Genomic DNA, 15,482 nt, shown 5'->3' with positions numbered 1-15,482 from the left:
CTGGGACACCTTGAGCTTGCAGGAGACGGTCAGGACTTGGGTCATGGTTCTATCGTAACTTCCGCATTCCTCCCGACCCTCGTCCTACGGACAGAGGGCGGGGCTCCTGCGCTAGTAAGCTGAACTTTCTGATCCTATCGCAGACGGGATCCCAGCGGAAAACGGCAGAGCCCGTGGCGCTGCCCCGACAAAATGGCCCCTGGGATCCACCGCAAAGGCAACCCCCAGCTCGATGAAGACGGGTACTGGGCTATCCCTTTGGGCAGAGCGGATGAAGTTCAAAGCCGTTATTGTTGGAAAGATTATTCAAAGACTCCCCCTGGTTTGCGCCAGCCCTGGGTTAGGCTATTGCCATCCCGGGGGAGCAAGAAACACCGCTGCTCTGCCCCAAAGTCCGCGAGTTGAGTTAAGGAAGGTTGAGGTGAAGGGGAGACTGACCTGCCATTTCCCTGTGCTGCTATTGGCCCTGCCTCTGTGGGGATCCCCGACCTGGGCCGGAGAGTATTTCACCGAGGAAGTCACCAGCCCCAGCCTGGAGATCGTTCATGGCTGGCGGCAGGAGGTGTACGGCATTGGGGTTACCATCACCAACACCAGCCTCGGCTCCTTTCGGGTGCCCTTGGAAATTGATATGGAGGATCGGACTAGCTGTGAGCGGGCCGACTTGGTGCTGACCAACAATCGCATCATGCCGATGGGATCCTTCCAAGATTGCATTCTCAACATCTTTCCCTACCTGGATAAGTTCATCAACCAAGAAGTCGCCAGCATCCGAGTCACCCTAAAAGGGCCAGCTCCCCTCCTGGAAATTCCGGTAGAGGAGTCGGATCGACTGATTTTGGCCCAGGTGGCCAACCAATCGCGGGAAGCCTTTGTTTTCTTTCAGCAGGAGTTGGCCCGTGTTTTGGAGCTGCTGAGGCAGTCGGATCCCAAGCAAAGCGAGACGGCCCCACAGCCTGGCACCCCAGTTCCGACCGCCACCCCAGCCGAGTCTGCTGCCAGCCCAGGAGATTTTGTAATCGTGGGATCCATTCGGGAAGACCGAGTGGGGGCCGGTAGCCGCCTGAGCGTGGAGGCGATCAACCGCAGCACCCGCACGGTTCTCAACGCCCGTGCTCGTTTCACTTTCTATCGGGGGGAGGAAGTTGTCGATACGCGAGTGGCAGCGTTTGAGCCCAGCGACGTGCCCCCCGGACAAAGGGCCTCTGCCAGTGTGCTGAAAACCGAGGCCAATTGGGATCGCGTCACGGTGACCTTCCAGTGGCAGTAGGGTTACTTCAGGGAGCCAAAGCGTTGCCGCGAATCAGGCTGCCCAGGGTTTTGACCGTGATCTTGAACTGCACCCAAGGGCTCATGGGCACCACCGTCTTGTAGAGGTAGCTGTCAAAGGTCATCCTTTGCACGTCCCGGTCGGCGCACATCTCCACAAAGGCTTCGCGGGTAGCGTTGGAACGGTAGAACACTCGCTGCAAAATATCCAAGACTTTATAGGTCAGGCCGTATTGGCGATCCCAGCGCTTAAGATACAGCTTGAGATCCTCTTCGCTGGGGATGCGCGCCCCACCGTTGGAGGTCTCGACGATGGTCTCGGCGCACATGCGGCCTGACTTGGCGGCAAAATAGATCCCTTCGCCGCTGGATTTGGTGACGTATCCCGCCGCATCTCCCACCAAAGCAGCACGGCCCACCACACGGCGCGGACGGGGATGCTCTGGGATCGGATGGGCTTCCACCTTGATCACCTGGCCGCCGCGGATACGCTCGGCAGCACGGGCGCGGATCCCAGCTTGCAACTTTTGGATGTGGGCTTGGTTTGCCCTCATGGTGCCGGTGCCCACGGCTACATGGTTGGACTTGGGAAACACCCAGGCATAAAAGTCTGGAGAAACATCGTCCCCCACATACATTTCTGCCCGCTCTGCGTAGTAGGCCATTTTGTCGTCCGGGAGCCGGATGCGCTCCTGAAAGGCCAGCGCATAGTTGTAGTCGCCAGCACCAATGGCTTCTGCCACCTTGGAGTGGAACCCATCCGCCCCGATCACCACATCCACAGCCAAAGAACGCGGCACCCCTTGCCTCGATCCGTCGGAAAAATCGTTGTAGTGCAGGATGTAGGGATCCCGGCCATTCTGGGGGATTTCCAGATGCATTACCTTGCCGTTGATCAGCTCCGCCCCTTTTTGGTGGGCACGATTGCGCAAGAAGGCATCCAAGATCTCGCGGCGGCACATGCCGATGTACTCGTTTTCTTTTTCGAGGGCGATATCCACCTCATAGTTGGAAGGGGAGATCATCTTCATCTTGCGCACTTTGCGGTCGATGATCCCCTCGGGGAGGTCGAACTCGGAGACCATACAGAGGGGAATGGCGCCCCCGCAGGGCTTGGCGTTGTCCAGCTTCCGCTCAAACAAAAAGGTCTCGATTCCAGCTTGGGCCAGAACTTCGGCAGCAGAGGCTCCGGCTGGGCCGCCCCCCACAACAGCAACTCTCAGACTCAAGGTGCTCTCCTCGATGCAAGTGCAACTGGCTCATCAGACAGCAGGCATCCTACCACAGCTCCTCAGAAGCATTGCGGACCTTGACGAAGTGTTGCAGAGTGGAGGGCTCGCGCTCGCTGTGTTTCTACAAAAGGCCCCGCCGCATTTGATCCCAGAGGTTGAGATAGGACTCGGCTTCGGCTGAGCTCAGGGGGCGCCAGATCTCCGAGCGTTGCCAAGTGGAGATTTGCAAGTCGGCTCTGCGTTGCAGGCGGGGGGCAAGTTGAGCCAAATCCAGCGGCAAAACCGAAGGGATCCCGCTCAGATTGACCAAGCGGGGGGCAAATTCAGGATTCAAGACAAAATCAAGCCAGTCAGCCAACAGGGATCCGGAATCTGTCTGGGTTGATTCTGTGTGGGCATTGTCTTCGACGTGGGGTCGCACCCAGACATCCCACCAGATGGCGGATCCGGAGGCCGGGATCACCACTGCCAGCTCAGGGTAGTTGGCTTGGGTGGCGTAGAGATCCTGCGACCAGCCCACGGCCACCCAGCTATCGGCCAAGCGCAAGATGGGCAGGTAGTCGGAAGAGGTGTAAGTTAAAACCTGGCGATGCAGGGATCCCAGCTCTTGCCGTAATTCCACATCCTCAGGGTTGAGGGGATCGTTGTAGGAGCGGCCCATTTTCTTTAGGGTTAGCCCAATCACCTCCCGCGGGTGATCCGGCAGAGTCAGTTTGCCGGCCAGCTCAGGCCGCCACAGATCCGCCCAGTCCCGAATGGGCTCCCTCACCCGATCCCGGCGGTAGGCAATGGCCGTTACCCCCCAGCGCCAGGGCACACCCCAAATCTGCCCCTCCCGGAGTGCCGCAGCTTGCCAACGGGGATCCAGATTCTGCCATCGTTCTCCCAACAGGCTTGCCGGCAGAGGAGCCAGCCAACCGGCAGCTATGGCCCGATCCAAAGCGTCGGCCCCCAACAAACTCAAAGCCGCCACCGGCAGCCGCCGCCGGAACCATCCCCCCGGATCCCACCAGGCCGGATCAGCCGGCTGAACACTTTGCCGGAGATAGGCCAACAACTGATCCCGACTATCCAACAGTTGCAGCCGAAAGCGGGCCTGAGTCCTGCGGCGAAACTCGTTGAGCAAACTGGCAGGGATCCCTTGCTTAAGCGCCACGATAAGAGGCAAGTGCGCATCCGGCCCCCCACATCCTGCTGCCACCAGCCCCAGCAGGATCCCCTGCAGCAGCTCACGCCGGCTCAGCCGTATCTCGCCCACGACAGTACCGCTCCACCAGAATGAGAGCCACCAGATCATCGTAAGCCTTGGCGGGCACCCGCATCCCCTTGGGCAACAGCCGCTCCCATCCCTGCGGTGGGTGAAAATCCCAGTAGCGCTGACGGGCCTCTTGGGAGCTGTGCCGCTCATCCACCAGGACAATCTGCTGCGGGGGGAGGATCGATTCCAGTTGAGACTTCCAGGCTTGGGCCGTCGTCTGATTGCCCAGGATCACTTGCTCCGCCTGAAACTGTTGCCGGAGCGTTTGTAGTCTAGACAGCGCTGCCGCGGAAGGGACCACCTCCCGGTGTAAAACCTTCAGCTCCGTTTGCGTAAACACCTGCACCACAGCAATGCCGCATTTGTCGCGCCCTGGGTCGAAACCGATCAGCACTCGTTGGCCCTTCAGTCTTGCCGGGTGGAGTGGATCCGTCATCCCTCAGGACGCCCCGCCTGCTGAGCCCCAGAAGAGCCGGGTTGACCGGAAGCTTCTGCCATCAGAAAACTCACCCGCAATGGCCCCGCTGTGTAGATGTCGGTGTCGGCAACTAGCTTCACATCCAGAGGGGTGGTGCTCTGGCGGAGATGCTGCACAACCTCCAGAAACTTGACCTGGGAGAACTCCCCCACAGTGCCGGTGATGGGATCGGAGAGAAGCCCCTCCTCTTGCGAGCGCTGATTGGCCTGGTTCAGCAGCCCCAGCAGTTGCTGTTGGATCTGATTTTCGCTCAAACCCGGTTGAATCACCCCGTGGGCCAGCACGGATCCCTTGGCGAAAATCCGCTGGTTGGGGTAAATCTGCACGAGCACAGGCACAGGCTCCCCCTTGAGCCGGTTGGTAACAGAGAGAATGCGCACCGCCCAGCTACCGGGCTCTTGCAACTTCTCCAAGGCTTGATCGGCATCCTCGCGGCGGATCAAGATCGCGTTTTCCAGAGGGGGCATGGGCTGGGATCCAAGGGCAAGGGCCCGCTGTTCCGCCTGGGCCAAAAGGTGCTCAAACTGCCGCCGGATCGCCTCTGGTTTTGCCCCTCTTGGAGCCTCCACAACTCCTGTTGCCAAAACTTCCCCCGCCAAGATGGCCAGTTCCCCCCGCCGCAGCCGCACCGCCAATTGGTTGAGCTGCTCGATCTCCTGCTCAAGCTGGTTTTTCTGGTTCTCCAGTTGGGTTAAGGCCGCCTGCACCACATCCAGGGAGCGCTCCAGCTGATCCCGATCCAGTTGCAGGGCTTGTTTTTGCGACTCCAGGGTGGCGATCACCTGGCGGGCCGACTCCACCTCTGCCTTCACTGCCTCCAACTCGGCATGGGCTCGATCCAAACTGGGCTGCACCTTGGCCAGTTGCTCGTTGGCTGCCGCCAGCTTGGCCTCCGCCTCCTGCCGCTCCTGCAGCGCCACTGCCAGCTGATCGCGCACTTCGCTCAGGCGGGTTTGGGCTGCCGACTGCTGGGTGCGAAATTGATCCAGATCCACCTTGAGGTGGTCTCGCTCAACCCTGAGAGCGGCATTTTCCGCTTCCAAGAGGGCTTTTTGGCGGTTGAGGGCCCGCAGCTCTTGCTCCGCCTGGGCAATTTGGTTGGTGTAGCTGAACAGAGCCTCCGACAGGGAGCGGTTGAGGAGCAGCAGCGTGCCCAAGGTCAGCGCGGAGATGCTCACACCGGTCACCACAGCCACCAGAATGGCCGTGTGGCGGGGGCGCAGGTTAAACCAGGTAAGGCGCTTTTTGCCAATGCGATAGCCTACCCGATCCCCAACGACGGCAATCAGGCCACTGACAACCAACATGTAGAGGATTAGCAGTACGCCTTGCATATTCCCGGATCCCTGCCATGGAAATCTTAGCAAGGTTGCCCTGAGGATTTTGGGAGTTGTTGGGGAGGTGGGAAATAGGAATTCAGCTTACTCGCGCAGGAGCCCCGCGCTGTACCCGTAGGGTCAGCGTCGGGAGGAATGCGTCTTGATGAAGTATGGTAGAGCTATGACCCAAGTCCTGACCCTTTCCTGCAAGCTCAGGGTAGCAGAAGCTCAAGCGGCAAAACTCTCTGCTACCCTTTCTGCTTTCACAGAAGCCTTGAACTGGGTCAATGCCAACACCCCAGCAAAGGTAGTCAATGCCATCAAGCTCCAATCCCTTTGCTACTACGAACTTAGGTCGCGATTTGGCTTGTCCAGTAACTTGGCTCAGCAGGTATGCCGCAGAGTCGCAGGTAGTCGCAAAGGAGCACAACGGAAAAATAGACCCGTCAAGGAGTTCAAGAAACCGTTTGTTACTTACGATGCCCGCATCTTTTCCTTCAGAGAGAAAGATTGGACAGTGTCCATCACTACCGTTGATGGCAGGGAACGGTTTGAGTTAGCCATCGGCAACTATCAACGCAGGAAGTTAGCAGGGACAAAACCCAAAGCAGCGACTCTGGTTCAGCGTCGTGGTGGTGGGTTCTATCTGCAAATTTGCCTAGAGACAGAAACACCTGTTACCAAACCGCAAGAGCGAGTAATAGGCGTGGATTTGGGGAGAACAGACATTGCCCATACATCGGAGGGAGAGAACTGGCATGGACAGCAGTTGAGCAAAATACGAGAGCATTATTCCAAGCTGAGAGCGGTACTCCAGCAAAAAGCCAGTAAGGGCAGCCGCAGTTCCCGGCGCAGGTGCAGAGAGCTGCTGCAACGGCTGTCTGGCAAGGAGAGGCGCTTTCAAGCGTGGGTCAATCATCGCATCTCCAAAGCTATTGTGGCTAGGGCAAAAGCAACGAACAGCGCTATTGCTTTAGAGGACTTGACAGGGATTCGGGAAAGGGTCAATCAACAGCCGCGCAGTCAGACAGAGCGTAGGCGTGCAAATAGTTGGGCGTTCTACCAACTGCGCACCTTTATTGGCTACAAAGCTCTGCAAGCAGGAGTTAGGGTGGTGTTGGTGAATCCCCGCTACAGTAGTCAAACTTGCCACCGGTGTTTGCGCATTCATCCCGACCCTGAACAGTCCTACCGCAGTGGGAAGCAGTTTAAGTGTGGGCACTGTGGATGGGAAGGGGATGCGGACTTGAATGGTGCGAATGTGATTGCGCTTTTGGGGGCTGCTGTAAACCAGCCTAGAGGTTAAGCCTACGGCTCGCTTCGCGAACGGGTTTGTTTTGTTCTCTGGCAGAGCATAACAGGCTCAGGGCTACTGAAAGCCCGCACTCTTTCGCTTTAGCGGCGCCGAGCGCTTTGCGTCAGCATGAGTGGTGCGGGTAGTTTACACTTGCTCGGCGAGGAGCATCGAGAGCAGGCAAGGCATCAACTCCAAACCTGGGCAAACCGCCCCGGCGATAGAGCAGGGATCCATTCATCCGCCTGTCCATAGGCTTGTTGGGCGAAGCGACGGGCCAAAGCGGGCACGATGGGCAGGGGGTTGCTGAAGCCGGAAAACAGTTGTAAGCCTTCCCAGCCGGGCAGGGATCCGACCAGAGGCTGGTGATCGGCGCTAAAGGCCACCAAGCAGTGATACCACCGTCCGGGCAGGTGGGCCAACTTGGGCAGGTAGCGACCAGCCTGTTCCCGGATCTGGGCTTCGCTGGCGGCTGCATCCACCTCGGCATGGGGATCTGTCAATACCCGGCTGATCTGGCCCATGCGAATGCTGCCATCCACAAATTGCAGGATCCCGGCATCCAAAATCGGCGGGCCAAGCTCGTGCCCCGGCTCGTCCCAGAGGGGATCCCGATCGGGATGGGCGGCTTGCCGCTCCAGTTCCAAGCGTTGCACAGGCGCGCTCATCACCAGCGCTCTCAATTGCAAATCCGAGGGCTCCAGCTCCAGGGATTCGGCATGGGTGAAGTAGATGGGCACCCGGATCCCCGCTTGGCGCAACAAAGCCCGCGTCCAGCCGCCGGCACACACCACCACCTGGCCTGCTCCATAGCAGTTGGCTCCAGCCTCTACGCCCGTGATACGCGCTTCCTGCCGCCGCAGGGCCGTTGCTGTTGTGATCAAGAGGGATCCCCCCAATCGTTGCAAGGCTGTTTGAAAGGCCAGCGCCGTCAACAAGGGGTTGATGTGGCCATGCCGAGCCCAGAGCACTGCTTCCAGAGCTGCCGGATCCAGCAGTGGCTCCAGCTCGCAGGCTGCCTCCACCGAAATCCGCCGGGGTGGGATGCGACAGTCGGCCAGATCCGCCTCGACAGCCTCCACATCACAGCCGGGGGCAATGGGCATGAGCAGGTCCAGCTCACGAAATTGAATGTCTGCCTCCAACTCCTCTGACAGGGTGCGGTAGCGTTGGATCCCTTCTTCCCCCAAAGCTTTGAGCATCGGCGTTTTGCCCGCCCAATGGGCCAAGCCCCCGTAGCTGTAGCGGGTTGCCCCCTTCAGCACCGCTTCTTTCTCCACGAGGAGAACGGATCCCCCCTGGCGGGCCAGCTCATAGCTCAGAGCTGCCCCGGTAATCCCGCCACCGATCACGATCCAGTCGTAGTTGGCCATCGCTTCCCTCGTTGCCCTGAACCTCATCTTGCGGCAAAGTGGCTCCGTTCAGGGTAGCAAGCGCAGCAGAACCTAAGCCTGCACCGGTGGCCGATACTGGCTGAAGAGGAACTCGCAAAGGGCTTCTTTGAGTCCAGATTGAGAGTCTCCTCGGGTTCAGAGTCTGCCAAAGTCCATTTGTGTTCATCGTAGCCAATTGCATAGCAAGGATGAGGGTATGAACGAACTACTTCAAACCATCAACCGCAGTCTCCTGGAGATGGTGGGGCGAGGCATTGAGCTGTTGCCGGGCTTTTTGATCGCCGCAGTCATCCTCTGGGCTACCCGCTATGGCGTTCGAGCCGTGCGGCGTCTGGTAGGATCCGCAGCCAATCGGTGGATCCCCAGCCCTTCCCTGCAAATGCTGCTGGTGCAGATCGGCCAAGTGGGCGCCTGGGTGGTCGGGATCCTCGCGGCCAGCGTGGTGGCTTTCCCGGATCTGCGCTTGGGTGACCTCATCGGGCTACTGGGGTTAGGGTCGGTAGCCATTGGTTTTGCTTTTCAAGACATTTTCAAGAACTTCTTGGCGGGTGTGCTGCTGCTTTTGAACGAGCCTTTTCAACTCAACGACCAAATCATCGTCGGAGAATTCGAAGGCACCGTTGAAGAAATCAGCATTCGCTCCACCCAGATTCGCACCTATCAGGGGGAGCGCGTGGTCATTCCCAATGCTATTGTGTTTACCAGCCCGATCACGGTCTTGACCGATCGCCCCTTCCGCCGTACCGATCTGGAAATTGGCCTCGACTACAATACACCTCTGCCCAAAGCTCTGGAGGTGCTGCGGGAAGCCATGCAGGGGGTCGAGGGGGTGCTGGCGGATCCCCCCTTTGAGTTGGACATTGTGGGGTTCGGAGACAGTTCCATTGATTTTGTGGTGCGCTACTGGACTCGGCCCCGCAAGCCGGAGGTGCGGCGCGTCCGCACTCAGGTGATGATGGCTCTCAAACAGGCCTGCGACCGAGCCGGATTGGTCATCCCCTACCCGATTCGCACCGTTTACGTGTTCGACCAGCACGATTTTCAGGATCACATCCCTAATCCCAAGGTCGCCTAGGGATCCCTACCAGCGGGCCAGCAGCATCTGAAATCGGCTCTCCCCCAGCAGAATTGCCTTGGGATCGGGATAAGTCTCGCCAAACCAAGCTCGCAAGCGGGCAATGGCCGCCTGGAAGATCTCCTCTGGGATCGGCCAGGAGCTGCTGTAGCAGCGCTGAGCGTACAGATCAAACAAAGCTTGGGCAGCGATGGCCGTCTGCCACTCTGCCGCTGTCCTCTGTTCCACATGAGCCCCTTGAGACTGCAACAACGCTTCCACCTGCTCGGCATCGGCTCCAACCTGTTGGGATTCAAATCCCAGCTCTGCCAGAATGCCTGTCCACCGGGCCTCGAACGAGTGGCGGGCGCTCATCACCCGCTCTCCATAGCCGTAGAGGTAGACCCCACCTGGCTTGAGCACGCGACGGATCTCGCCAATCGCCTGCTGCCACTCGCGGATCAAGTGCAACACATGCACCGTGATCACCGCATCAAAACACTGCTCCCTAAAAGGCAGGTTGGTGGCATCGGCCATCTGCAAATGAACCTGTGGCGGCATTTGGCCCAGACTTTGTTGAATTTTGTGCCGCAAGACGGCCAGCATGCGCTCGGAAATGTCGATGCCGGAATAGGAATAGCCGCGACGGATCAGCGGCAAGGCAATGCGTCCTGTCCCAATGCCCACCTCGAGAAAGTGGGTCTCAGGGGTGGCTTCCACCGCGGCCAAGATTGCATCGGCGATCGCTTCATCTACGCCGGGAGGAAAGCTGCGGGTGGCATCGTAAAAATCGGCGGCCCGATCAAAACAGACGCTGTGGGATCCCACCATCGCTGCACACTTCCCCAACGGGCAAACCCAGACAGACATAGTATCAACAGAAATAGGCAGGGATCGCCGGGATCTCTGCCCATCTCAAGCCCGAAATTGGATCTCTTCTCGGCTTTCCTCAAGCCTCTTCAAGACTCCTGCGCCAGGCGAGCGTAAAACAAGCCTTGAACGCGAACAGTGTGGGGTTCCATCGCCCCTTGCTCGGTGCTGGAAGGCTGAATGCTAACAAAGGATCCCGCCATCTCCCCGGTGCTGGGATCCACGCGAGCGATCCGCAGCGACATTTTCCCCTGGGAAACCTCGTCCACCTTGCGGTTGGTGGCAAAATCATCTTTGGCAGCCTGTAGACCTACCGCAGTGTCGTAGCCGGTGTTGGATCCCCGCCCGCGCGGGTCGAGGAAAGAGCTGCTGTGGTAGCCGGGCACCAAGAACTCCCCTTCAAAATCCGTCGAAGGGTCAATGGCAGATCCCCGCGCAGTGGCGACCAAGTCCTTCACGCTAAACAGAAACGGCACCAGCTCGCGGCGGGGCATTTGGCCGGTGGTCGGCTGAAAGGTGATCCCATCCACCACTTTGAGCTCCAGCACGCCGTCTTTGGGAGTCACCTCGGCTTTAATCGGCCCCAGAGTGGCCGCTGAGATCAGGATGTTTTTGGCTTTAATAAACTCCTTCTCGCCGTTCCGCTTTTCTTCTTCCACCTCAATTTGCACCGGCTGGAAGCAGACATCCGTCAGCTTCAGGGATCCCCCCCTGGGCACCTCGATGCGGCCCCGGGCATTGTCCGAGACCGAAGGGCAAATGGCGGCCTTGCCGGTGTTGCGGATCTGGTCATAGGTCAGCGGGGCTTTGGCAGCCTCAGCCGGAAAGGCAAAGACGCTCAAACAAAGCGCCAACAAGATGGCGAGCAGTGGACGGTACCGCATAATCAACCTCGAAAAACCTTTTTCTGAACGCTGCTGGGGGAAATAAGCCCGAATGCCCCCATTGTACGCAATCGTGATCCCCCTCAGAGGAAGTGCCTCAAAATTAGCCACCCACCAACAGGGATCCCAGCCAGCGTTCCCGAATCTGGGTGATCAACTCGCGGATAGGCTGTTGGTTGACACGGTAGCTGATGGGATGGGCAATCAGGCGAGCTGTACTCTCGAATAGGCAGTCTCGCTCAATCAGGCCGTTTTCCCTCAGGGTGCGCCCTGTGGCTACCAAGTCGACGATGGCATCGGCCATGCCGGTGAGGGGGGCCAACTCCACCGAACCATAGAGAGAGATAAGCTCCACCGGCAAATCCAGGCGGTCAAAATACTCCCGGGCGCAGCCGACAAACTTAGAAGCCACGCGGGCATGAGCAGGCAACTGAGCTGCCGAGTGGTAGGGGCTATCTTGGGGAAGGGCCACCGACATGCGACAGTGGCCAAATTGGAGATCCAACAGGTGGGCCACCCGCGCTTCGGTGCCGGCATAGCGCTCCCGCAAGACGTCGTAGCCGACAATGCCCAACTGCGCCTGCCCGTACTCCACGTACACCGGCACATCGTGAGTGCGCACCAGCAGCGCTTCGTAGCGTTGTCCGTTCAGCCGGGTGGGGGATTCAATCCGCAGCAGGCGATTGCCGGGATCCAAAAAACGACTGAAATCGATCCCCACCTGCTGCAGGCATTGAATGGCCTCAGGCAGCAAGGCCCCCTTGGCCAGGGCAATCGTGATGGGTGGGCTGTCGGGACGGCCATCCAGCATCTTTTTCAGCATCTACATCTACATCTGACCTTGATCTGATCTTGGGCCGGAAGTAATTGGTATGAACAAACACAAGAATCTCGGGATCCCCGCCTGCCGAGTGGACTCCTGGTAGAGACGGGTTAGAACGAGGGGCCTAGGGGGAAACATCAGCGAGAATGCCCAGAGACAGGCCGGCAGCAAGCGGGCTCTCCCAGAAAAGCAAGCCCCCTTGATTGTAGGGGATCGGAATCCCGGCAGCGATTCCCCAGCCTCTTGAAAGCCCCACCGGTTCTCCAGAATGCCTGGGATGTTGACATACTCCCCTGCCTAAAGGCAGGGGATTCTTGACGCTTCACAGACCGATGCCAGCAAGCTGGTCTTACTAGGACTCCGTCCCGCTGGCGCGAACAGTCTCCACCTCCGTTTTGGAGTCGGGCGCTCGCCTTGGCGGCGCGGAGCGCTTTGCCCCATCCCGACTTGCTCGATATTTTCAGAAGCCACCTCATCCCGGTCATGGACTGCTCCACAACCATCGCAGACCACCACCCGAGTGGCAAAGACCGCAACAGCGTTTCCAGCTTGCAAGCGCACTTGGTGTTTGTCACCCAATACAAACGCAGGATACTAAGGTTTGGACTTAATTGCGGCAGCATTTAAGAGCGTTGCCCAATCGATGGATTTTGGGATTTTAGAGTTTAACGGTGGAGCAGACCATGTTCATCTTTTGATTTTCTACCCACCTAAGTGGTCTTTTTCCGGATGGTTAACGCCCTCAAGGGAGTCTCCAGCCGCAGGTACGGGCAGGCTAAGTTTCCCAAGCCCTACGGCAAAACCGCCTTGTGGAGTCCTAGCTACTTTGCATCAGGTGTGGGTGGTGCTCCCCTGCAAGTCTTAGTTGCCTACATTCAAAACCAAGAAGAGCCGCCCTGTCGCGTCAGCGGGCCCTAGGCCTTAAGGGCGGGGTTTTAGACCCAGTTTTCTGATAAAAGACTGTTAACACAAACGCTCTCAGTGCAGAGCCATCGTCAGCAGCCCCTGCTGCCCCAGCAACACCTCCCGCAACAGGGTAACCAGGCCCACCCAAACCACAGGGGCCATGTCCACACCTCCCAGCGGCGGGATCAGGCGGCGGGTCGGGCGTAACAGAAACTCCGTCAGGCCGACCACCAGCGAGTAGGGCAACCGGGAAGTATCCAGTTGTGGATACCACGACAGAAAGATGCGCAGCACAAACAAGATGGTGTAAAGCGCCAGCAGCGGGCCAAGCACCCAGGCAGTGAATATCGGCAGCATAGATTTTGCAGCAACCAGGCTTTAGGGAATACTCTGGATCCATTCTGCTCTGGCTGGGAGCAACCTGTCGGGATCCCGAAGATGCTCTGGGGAATGCAGACGCTCGGCCCGAGTCAACCCACAACTTTTTTAGACTTTAACTGCGTTCCCGAATATTCCCGAAAATAGCCTTGCTGCAGGGCGGCAACCGTGAAGACTAGCGTCATAATAGTCGTATCTTGCTGGACTTCGGGCAGGGATCCCATGCAGGGAAAACTACAAGAGATCGATATCCGCAGCATCCTTCAGCTCATCGAGCTGGGCCAGCGCACCGGTGAGCTTTTCGTAGAGGCCAGCCCCTCTGCCTACTGGTTTGTCTTTTTCCTGAATGGACGAATCATCTACGCCTCTGAAGCAGAAGGGAACATCGCCCGCCTCAAAGACTACTTGCGCCGGTTCAAGGTGGAAGCTGCCCTTGAGGAAATTCAAATTCCCCACAAAGCTGCAGTCAACGCTCCCGAATACAACCGCCTCTGGTCTTTGCTGGAAAGCCACAAGCTCAACCCCAACCAGGGCAAGCAAATCCTGCTGGGCATGGTGCGGGAAGTCCTCTTCGACCTGCTTAGCCTCCACCACGGCTCCTTCATTTTCGAGGCTGGATCCCCCCTGGCCCCCCAGTTGACCACCTTCCCCGTCACCCCCCTGCTCACCGAGATCGTAGCCCAAGTGCAGGAGTGGAAAAAACTGCACCCCTACATCCAAGCTCCCAACCAAGCTCCCACCATTCTCAACCCCATTCCTCTGCAGCAACACTTGCCGGCCCCCGTCTTCAAGGCCCTAAGCGAATGGTCGGATGGCAAAACCAGCATTCGCCAGATGAGCCGCTACTTGGGCCGAGATACCCTCACAGTGGCCAAGGCCATCTATCCCTACGTCCGCCAAGGGGTCATTCAACTGTCCGAGCCCGTCTTGATCGTGGAGCCCAAGCCCAGCCGTCCCCTCAAACCCAGCGATAAGCCCAGCCACATCCTTTGCATCGACGATTCTATGGCCATCCAAAAAACCGTAGAGTTCATCCTGCAAAACGAGGGCTACCAGGTCACCACCATCGGCAATCCTCTCAAAGCCTTGGGACAGGTGTTTCTCCTCAACCCAGATATGATCCTCTGTGATGTGGCCATGCCCAAGTTGGATGGGTATGAGCTGTGCGCCATGTTGCGCAAATCCAGCCAGTTCCGCGAAACCCCCATGATTATGCTGACCGGCAAGGATGGCTTCACCGATCGGATTAAGGCCCGCATGGCCGGAGCCAACGAGTTTTTGAGCAAACCCTTTGCGGAAAAGGAGTTGTTGACCATTGTTGAATCCTACGTAGGCCCTCCCCCCAAACGGGGCGGTGGCGAATAGGCGTTGGGGCAGCCAAAATGTTGGCACAGAGGACTGTGGGCGGGGTACTGGACAGAAGAGTGGCCTCACCGAAACAATAGGGGTAGCATGGCCGACTTGGAGCCATGGAGCCGGGTGAGGTTAGAAGGCGAAATCTCAGTCAAAGCAGCCCGACGGTTGCGCGGGAGTGCAAAAGGAGCAAGACGGCGATGAGCAAAGTGCTGGTGGTGGATGACAACCGTACCTACCTGGAGACCATTTCCAGCTTGCTTTCCGAGAACGGTTTGGAAGTCTCCACAGCAACAGACGGCGTAGAGGCGATGGAGCTCATTCGTCAGCAAAAGCCTGATGTGGTGGTGCTGGATATTGTCATGCCGCGCATGAACGGCTACGAGGTATGCCGGGAAGTGAAGGGGGATGAGAGCACCAAGCACATTCGCATCGTCGTGTGTTCCACCAAAGACCAGACCTTTGATATCGAGTGGGCCAGGCGCAACCAGGCGGATGCCTATGTAACCAAGCCCTTTAAGCCCCAAGAGCTCCTGGCGACCATCAAACATCAATTGCGGGAGATGAATCGGAAATGAGTCGCGTTTTGGTGGTGGAAGATAGCCAATCCCAGCGGGAGATGATCAGCAAGCTGCTGCAGGAAAACGGCTTCGAGGTGATGACTGTGGAAGACGGGGTGGAGGCCGTAGAGGCGGTGAAGCAAAACAAACCCGACCTGATCGTGCTGGACATCGTCATGCCGCGCATGAACGGCTATGAGGTGTGCCGTCTTCTCAAGGCCGACCCTCTCACCCAAAAAACGCCCATCGTCATGTGTTCTTCCAAGGGCGAAGAATTTGACCGCTACTGGGGGATCCGCCAGGGAGCGGATGCCTACATTGCCAAGCCTTTCCAGCCCCGGGAACTGGTGGGTACGATTAAGCAATTACTGAGAGGCTGAGAGCTGCCCCTTCTGCTTCCACGCCTTTCG

At 58.3% G+C, this 15,482-nt stretch carries 14 protein-coding genes and 2 pseudogenes; 7 read left to right on the top strand and 9 right to left on the bottom strand.

The features are described from left to right. Positions 1-421: 421 nt before the first annotated feature. Positions 422-1,270, top strand: coding sequence for a hypothetical protein (locus NW816_RS11645; RefSeq protein WP_414409256.1), 849 nt, complete (start codon positions 422-424; stop codon positions 1,268-1,270). 7 nt (positions 1,271-1,277) lie between these two features. Here the strand turns inward: NW816_RS11645 and chlP are convergent, their stop codons facing one another. The 4 genes from chlP to NW816_RS11625 all read right to left on the bottom strand — a co-directional run bounded on the left by chlP (position 1,278) and on the right by NW816_RS11625 (position 5,571). Then, positions 1,278-2,498, bottom strand: coding sequence for a geranylgeranyl reductase (gene chlP / locus NW816_RS11640; protein ID WP_414331046.1), 1,221 nt, complete (start codon positions 2,496-2,498; stop codon positions 1,278-1,280). 124 nt (positions 2,499-2,622) lie between these two features. After that, positions 2,623-3,759 (bottom strand): extracellular solute-binding protein, encoded by a 1,137-nt coding sequence (locus NW816_RS11635; protein ID WP_414409255.1) that lies wholly within the window; start codon positions 3,757-3,759, stop codon positions 2,623-2,625. Continuing rightward, positions 3,731-4,195 carry a Holliday junction resolvase RuvX gene (gene ruvX / locus NW816_RS11630; RefSeq protein WP_414409254.1) on the bottom strand — a complete coding sequence of 155 codons (465 nt, stop codon included), beginning with the start codon at positions 4,193-4,195 and terminating at the stop codon, positions 3,731-3,733. Before ruvX ends, NW816_RS11635 begins: the two co-directional genes overlap by 29 nt. After that, the gene (locus tag NW816_RS11625; protein WP_414406884.1) at positions 4,192-5,571 is read right to left on the bottom strand and encodes a DUF3084 domain-containing protein; all 1,380 of its coding nucleotides are present in this window, start codon (positions 5,569-5,571) and stop codon (positions 4,192-4,194) included. Before NW816_RS11625 ends, ruvX begins: the two co-directional genes overlap by 4 nt. Before the next feature lie 166 nt (positions 5,572-5,737). Here NW816_RS11625 and NW816_RS11620 point away from each other — a divergent pair. Next, positions 5,738-6,996 (top strand): annotated as a pseudogene (locus NW816_RS11620) (RNA-guided endonuclease InsQ/TnpB family protein). Positions 6,997-7,038: 42 nt separating this feature from the next. Here the strand turns inward: NW816_RS11620 and NW816_RS11615 are convergent. After that, positions 7,039-8,223: an NAD(P)/FAD-dependent oxidoreductase gene (locus NW816_RS11615; RefSeq protein WP_414358258.1), complete on the bottom strand. Its 1,185-nt coding sequence runs from the start codon at positions 8,221-8,223 to the stop codon at positions 7,039-7,041. A 217-nt stretch (positions 8,224-8,440) separates the two neighbouring features. Between NW816_RS11615 and NW816_RS11610 the strand changes: the two genes are divergently transcribed. Beyond that, positions 8,441-9,319, top strand: a complete 879-nt coding sequence (locus tag NW816_RS11610) for a mechanosensitive ion channel family protein (protein ID WP_414409253.1) — start codon at positions 8,441-8,443, stop codon at positions 9,317-9,319. 6 nt (positions 9,320-9,325) lie between these two features. Here the strand turns inward: NW816_RS11610 and NW816_RS11605 are convergent, their stop codons facing one another. The 3 genes from NW816_RS11605 to hisG form a co-directional block, all read right to left on the bottom strand. Continuing rightward, a complete protein-coding gene (locus NW816_RS11605) occupies positions 9,326-10,168 on the bottom strand; it encodes a class I SAM-dependent methyltransferase (protein ID WP_414358263.1) in 843 nt (280 codons plus the stop codon). A gap of 89 nt (positions 10,169-10,257) precedes the next feature. After that, the gene (locus NW816_RS11600) at positions 10,258-11,052 is read right to left on the bottom strand and encodes a photosystem II manganese-stabilizing polypeptide (RefSeq protein ID WP_414409252.1); all 795 of its coding nucleotides are present in this window, start codon (positions 11,050-11,052) and stop codon (positions 10,258-10,260) included. Positions 11,053-11,155: 103 nt separating this feature from the next. Further along, a complete protein-coding gene (gene hisG / locus NW816_RS11595; RefSeq protein ID WP_011433162.1) occupies positions 11,156-11,863 on the bottom strand; it encodes an ATP phosphoribosyltransferase in 708 nt (235 codons plus the stop codon). Between the two features lie 495 nt (positions 11,864-12,358). Here hisG and tnpA point away from each other — a divergent pair. Continuing rightward, positions 12,359-12,793: pseudogene (gene tnpA / locus NW816_RS11590) on the top strand (IS200/IS605 family transposase). Positions 12,794-12,853: 60 nt separating this feature from the next. Here the strand turns inward: tnpA and NW816_RS11585 are convergent. Then, entirely contained in the window at positions 12,854-13,138 is a 285-nt protein-coding gene (locus NW816_RS11585; RefSeq protein ID WP_414355918.1) for a YggT family protein, read from the bottom strand. A gap of 243 nt (positions 13,139-13,381) precedes the next feature. Between NW816_RS11585 and NW816_RS11580 the strand changes: the two genes are divergently transcribed. From NW816_RS11580 to NW816_RS11570, 3 genes are all read left to right on the top strand, one after another. Next, a complete protein-coding gene (locus tag NW816_RS11580) occupies positions 13,382-14,524 on the top strand; it encodes a response regulator (RefSeq protein WP_414409251.1) in 1,143 nt (380 codons plus the stop codon). 188 nt (positions 14,525-14,712) lie between these two features. Continuing rightward, a complete protein-coding gene (locus NW816_RS11575) occupies positions 14,713-15,090 on the top strand; it encodes a response regulator (protein WP_414375291.1) in 378 nt (125 codons plus the stop codon). Beyond that, entirely contained in the window at positions 15,087-15,452 is a 366-nt protein-coding gene (locus NW816_RS11570; protein ID WP_414409250.1) for a response regulator transcription factor, read from the top strand. The genes NW816_RS11575 and NW816_RS11570 overlap by 4 nt, the downstream gene beginning before the upstream one ends. The last annotated feature ends 30 nt before the right edge of the window (positions 15,453-15,482 follow it).

The organism is Synechococcus sp. W55.1 (assembly GCF_047461655.1).
Lineage (GTDB): Bacteria > Cyanobacteriota > Cyanobacteriia > Thermostichales > Thermostichaceae > Thermostichus.
Note: the sequence above shows the minus strand (reverse complement) of the source record. Positions and strands in the feature narration are given on the sequence as shown.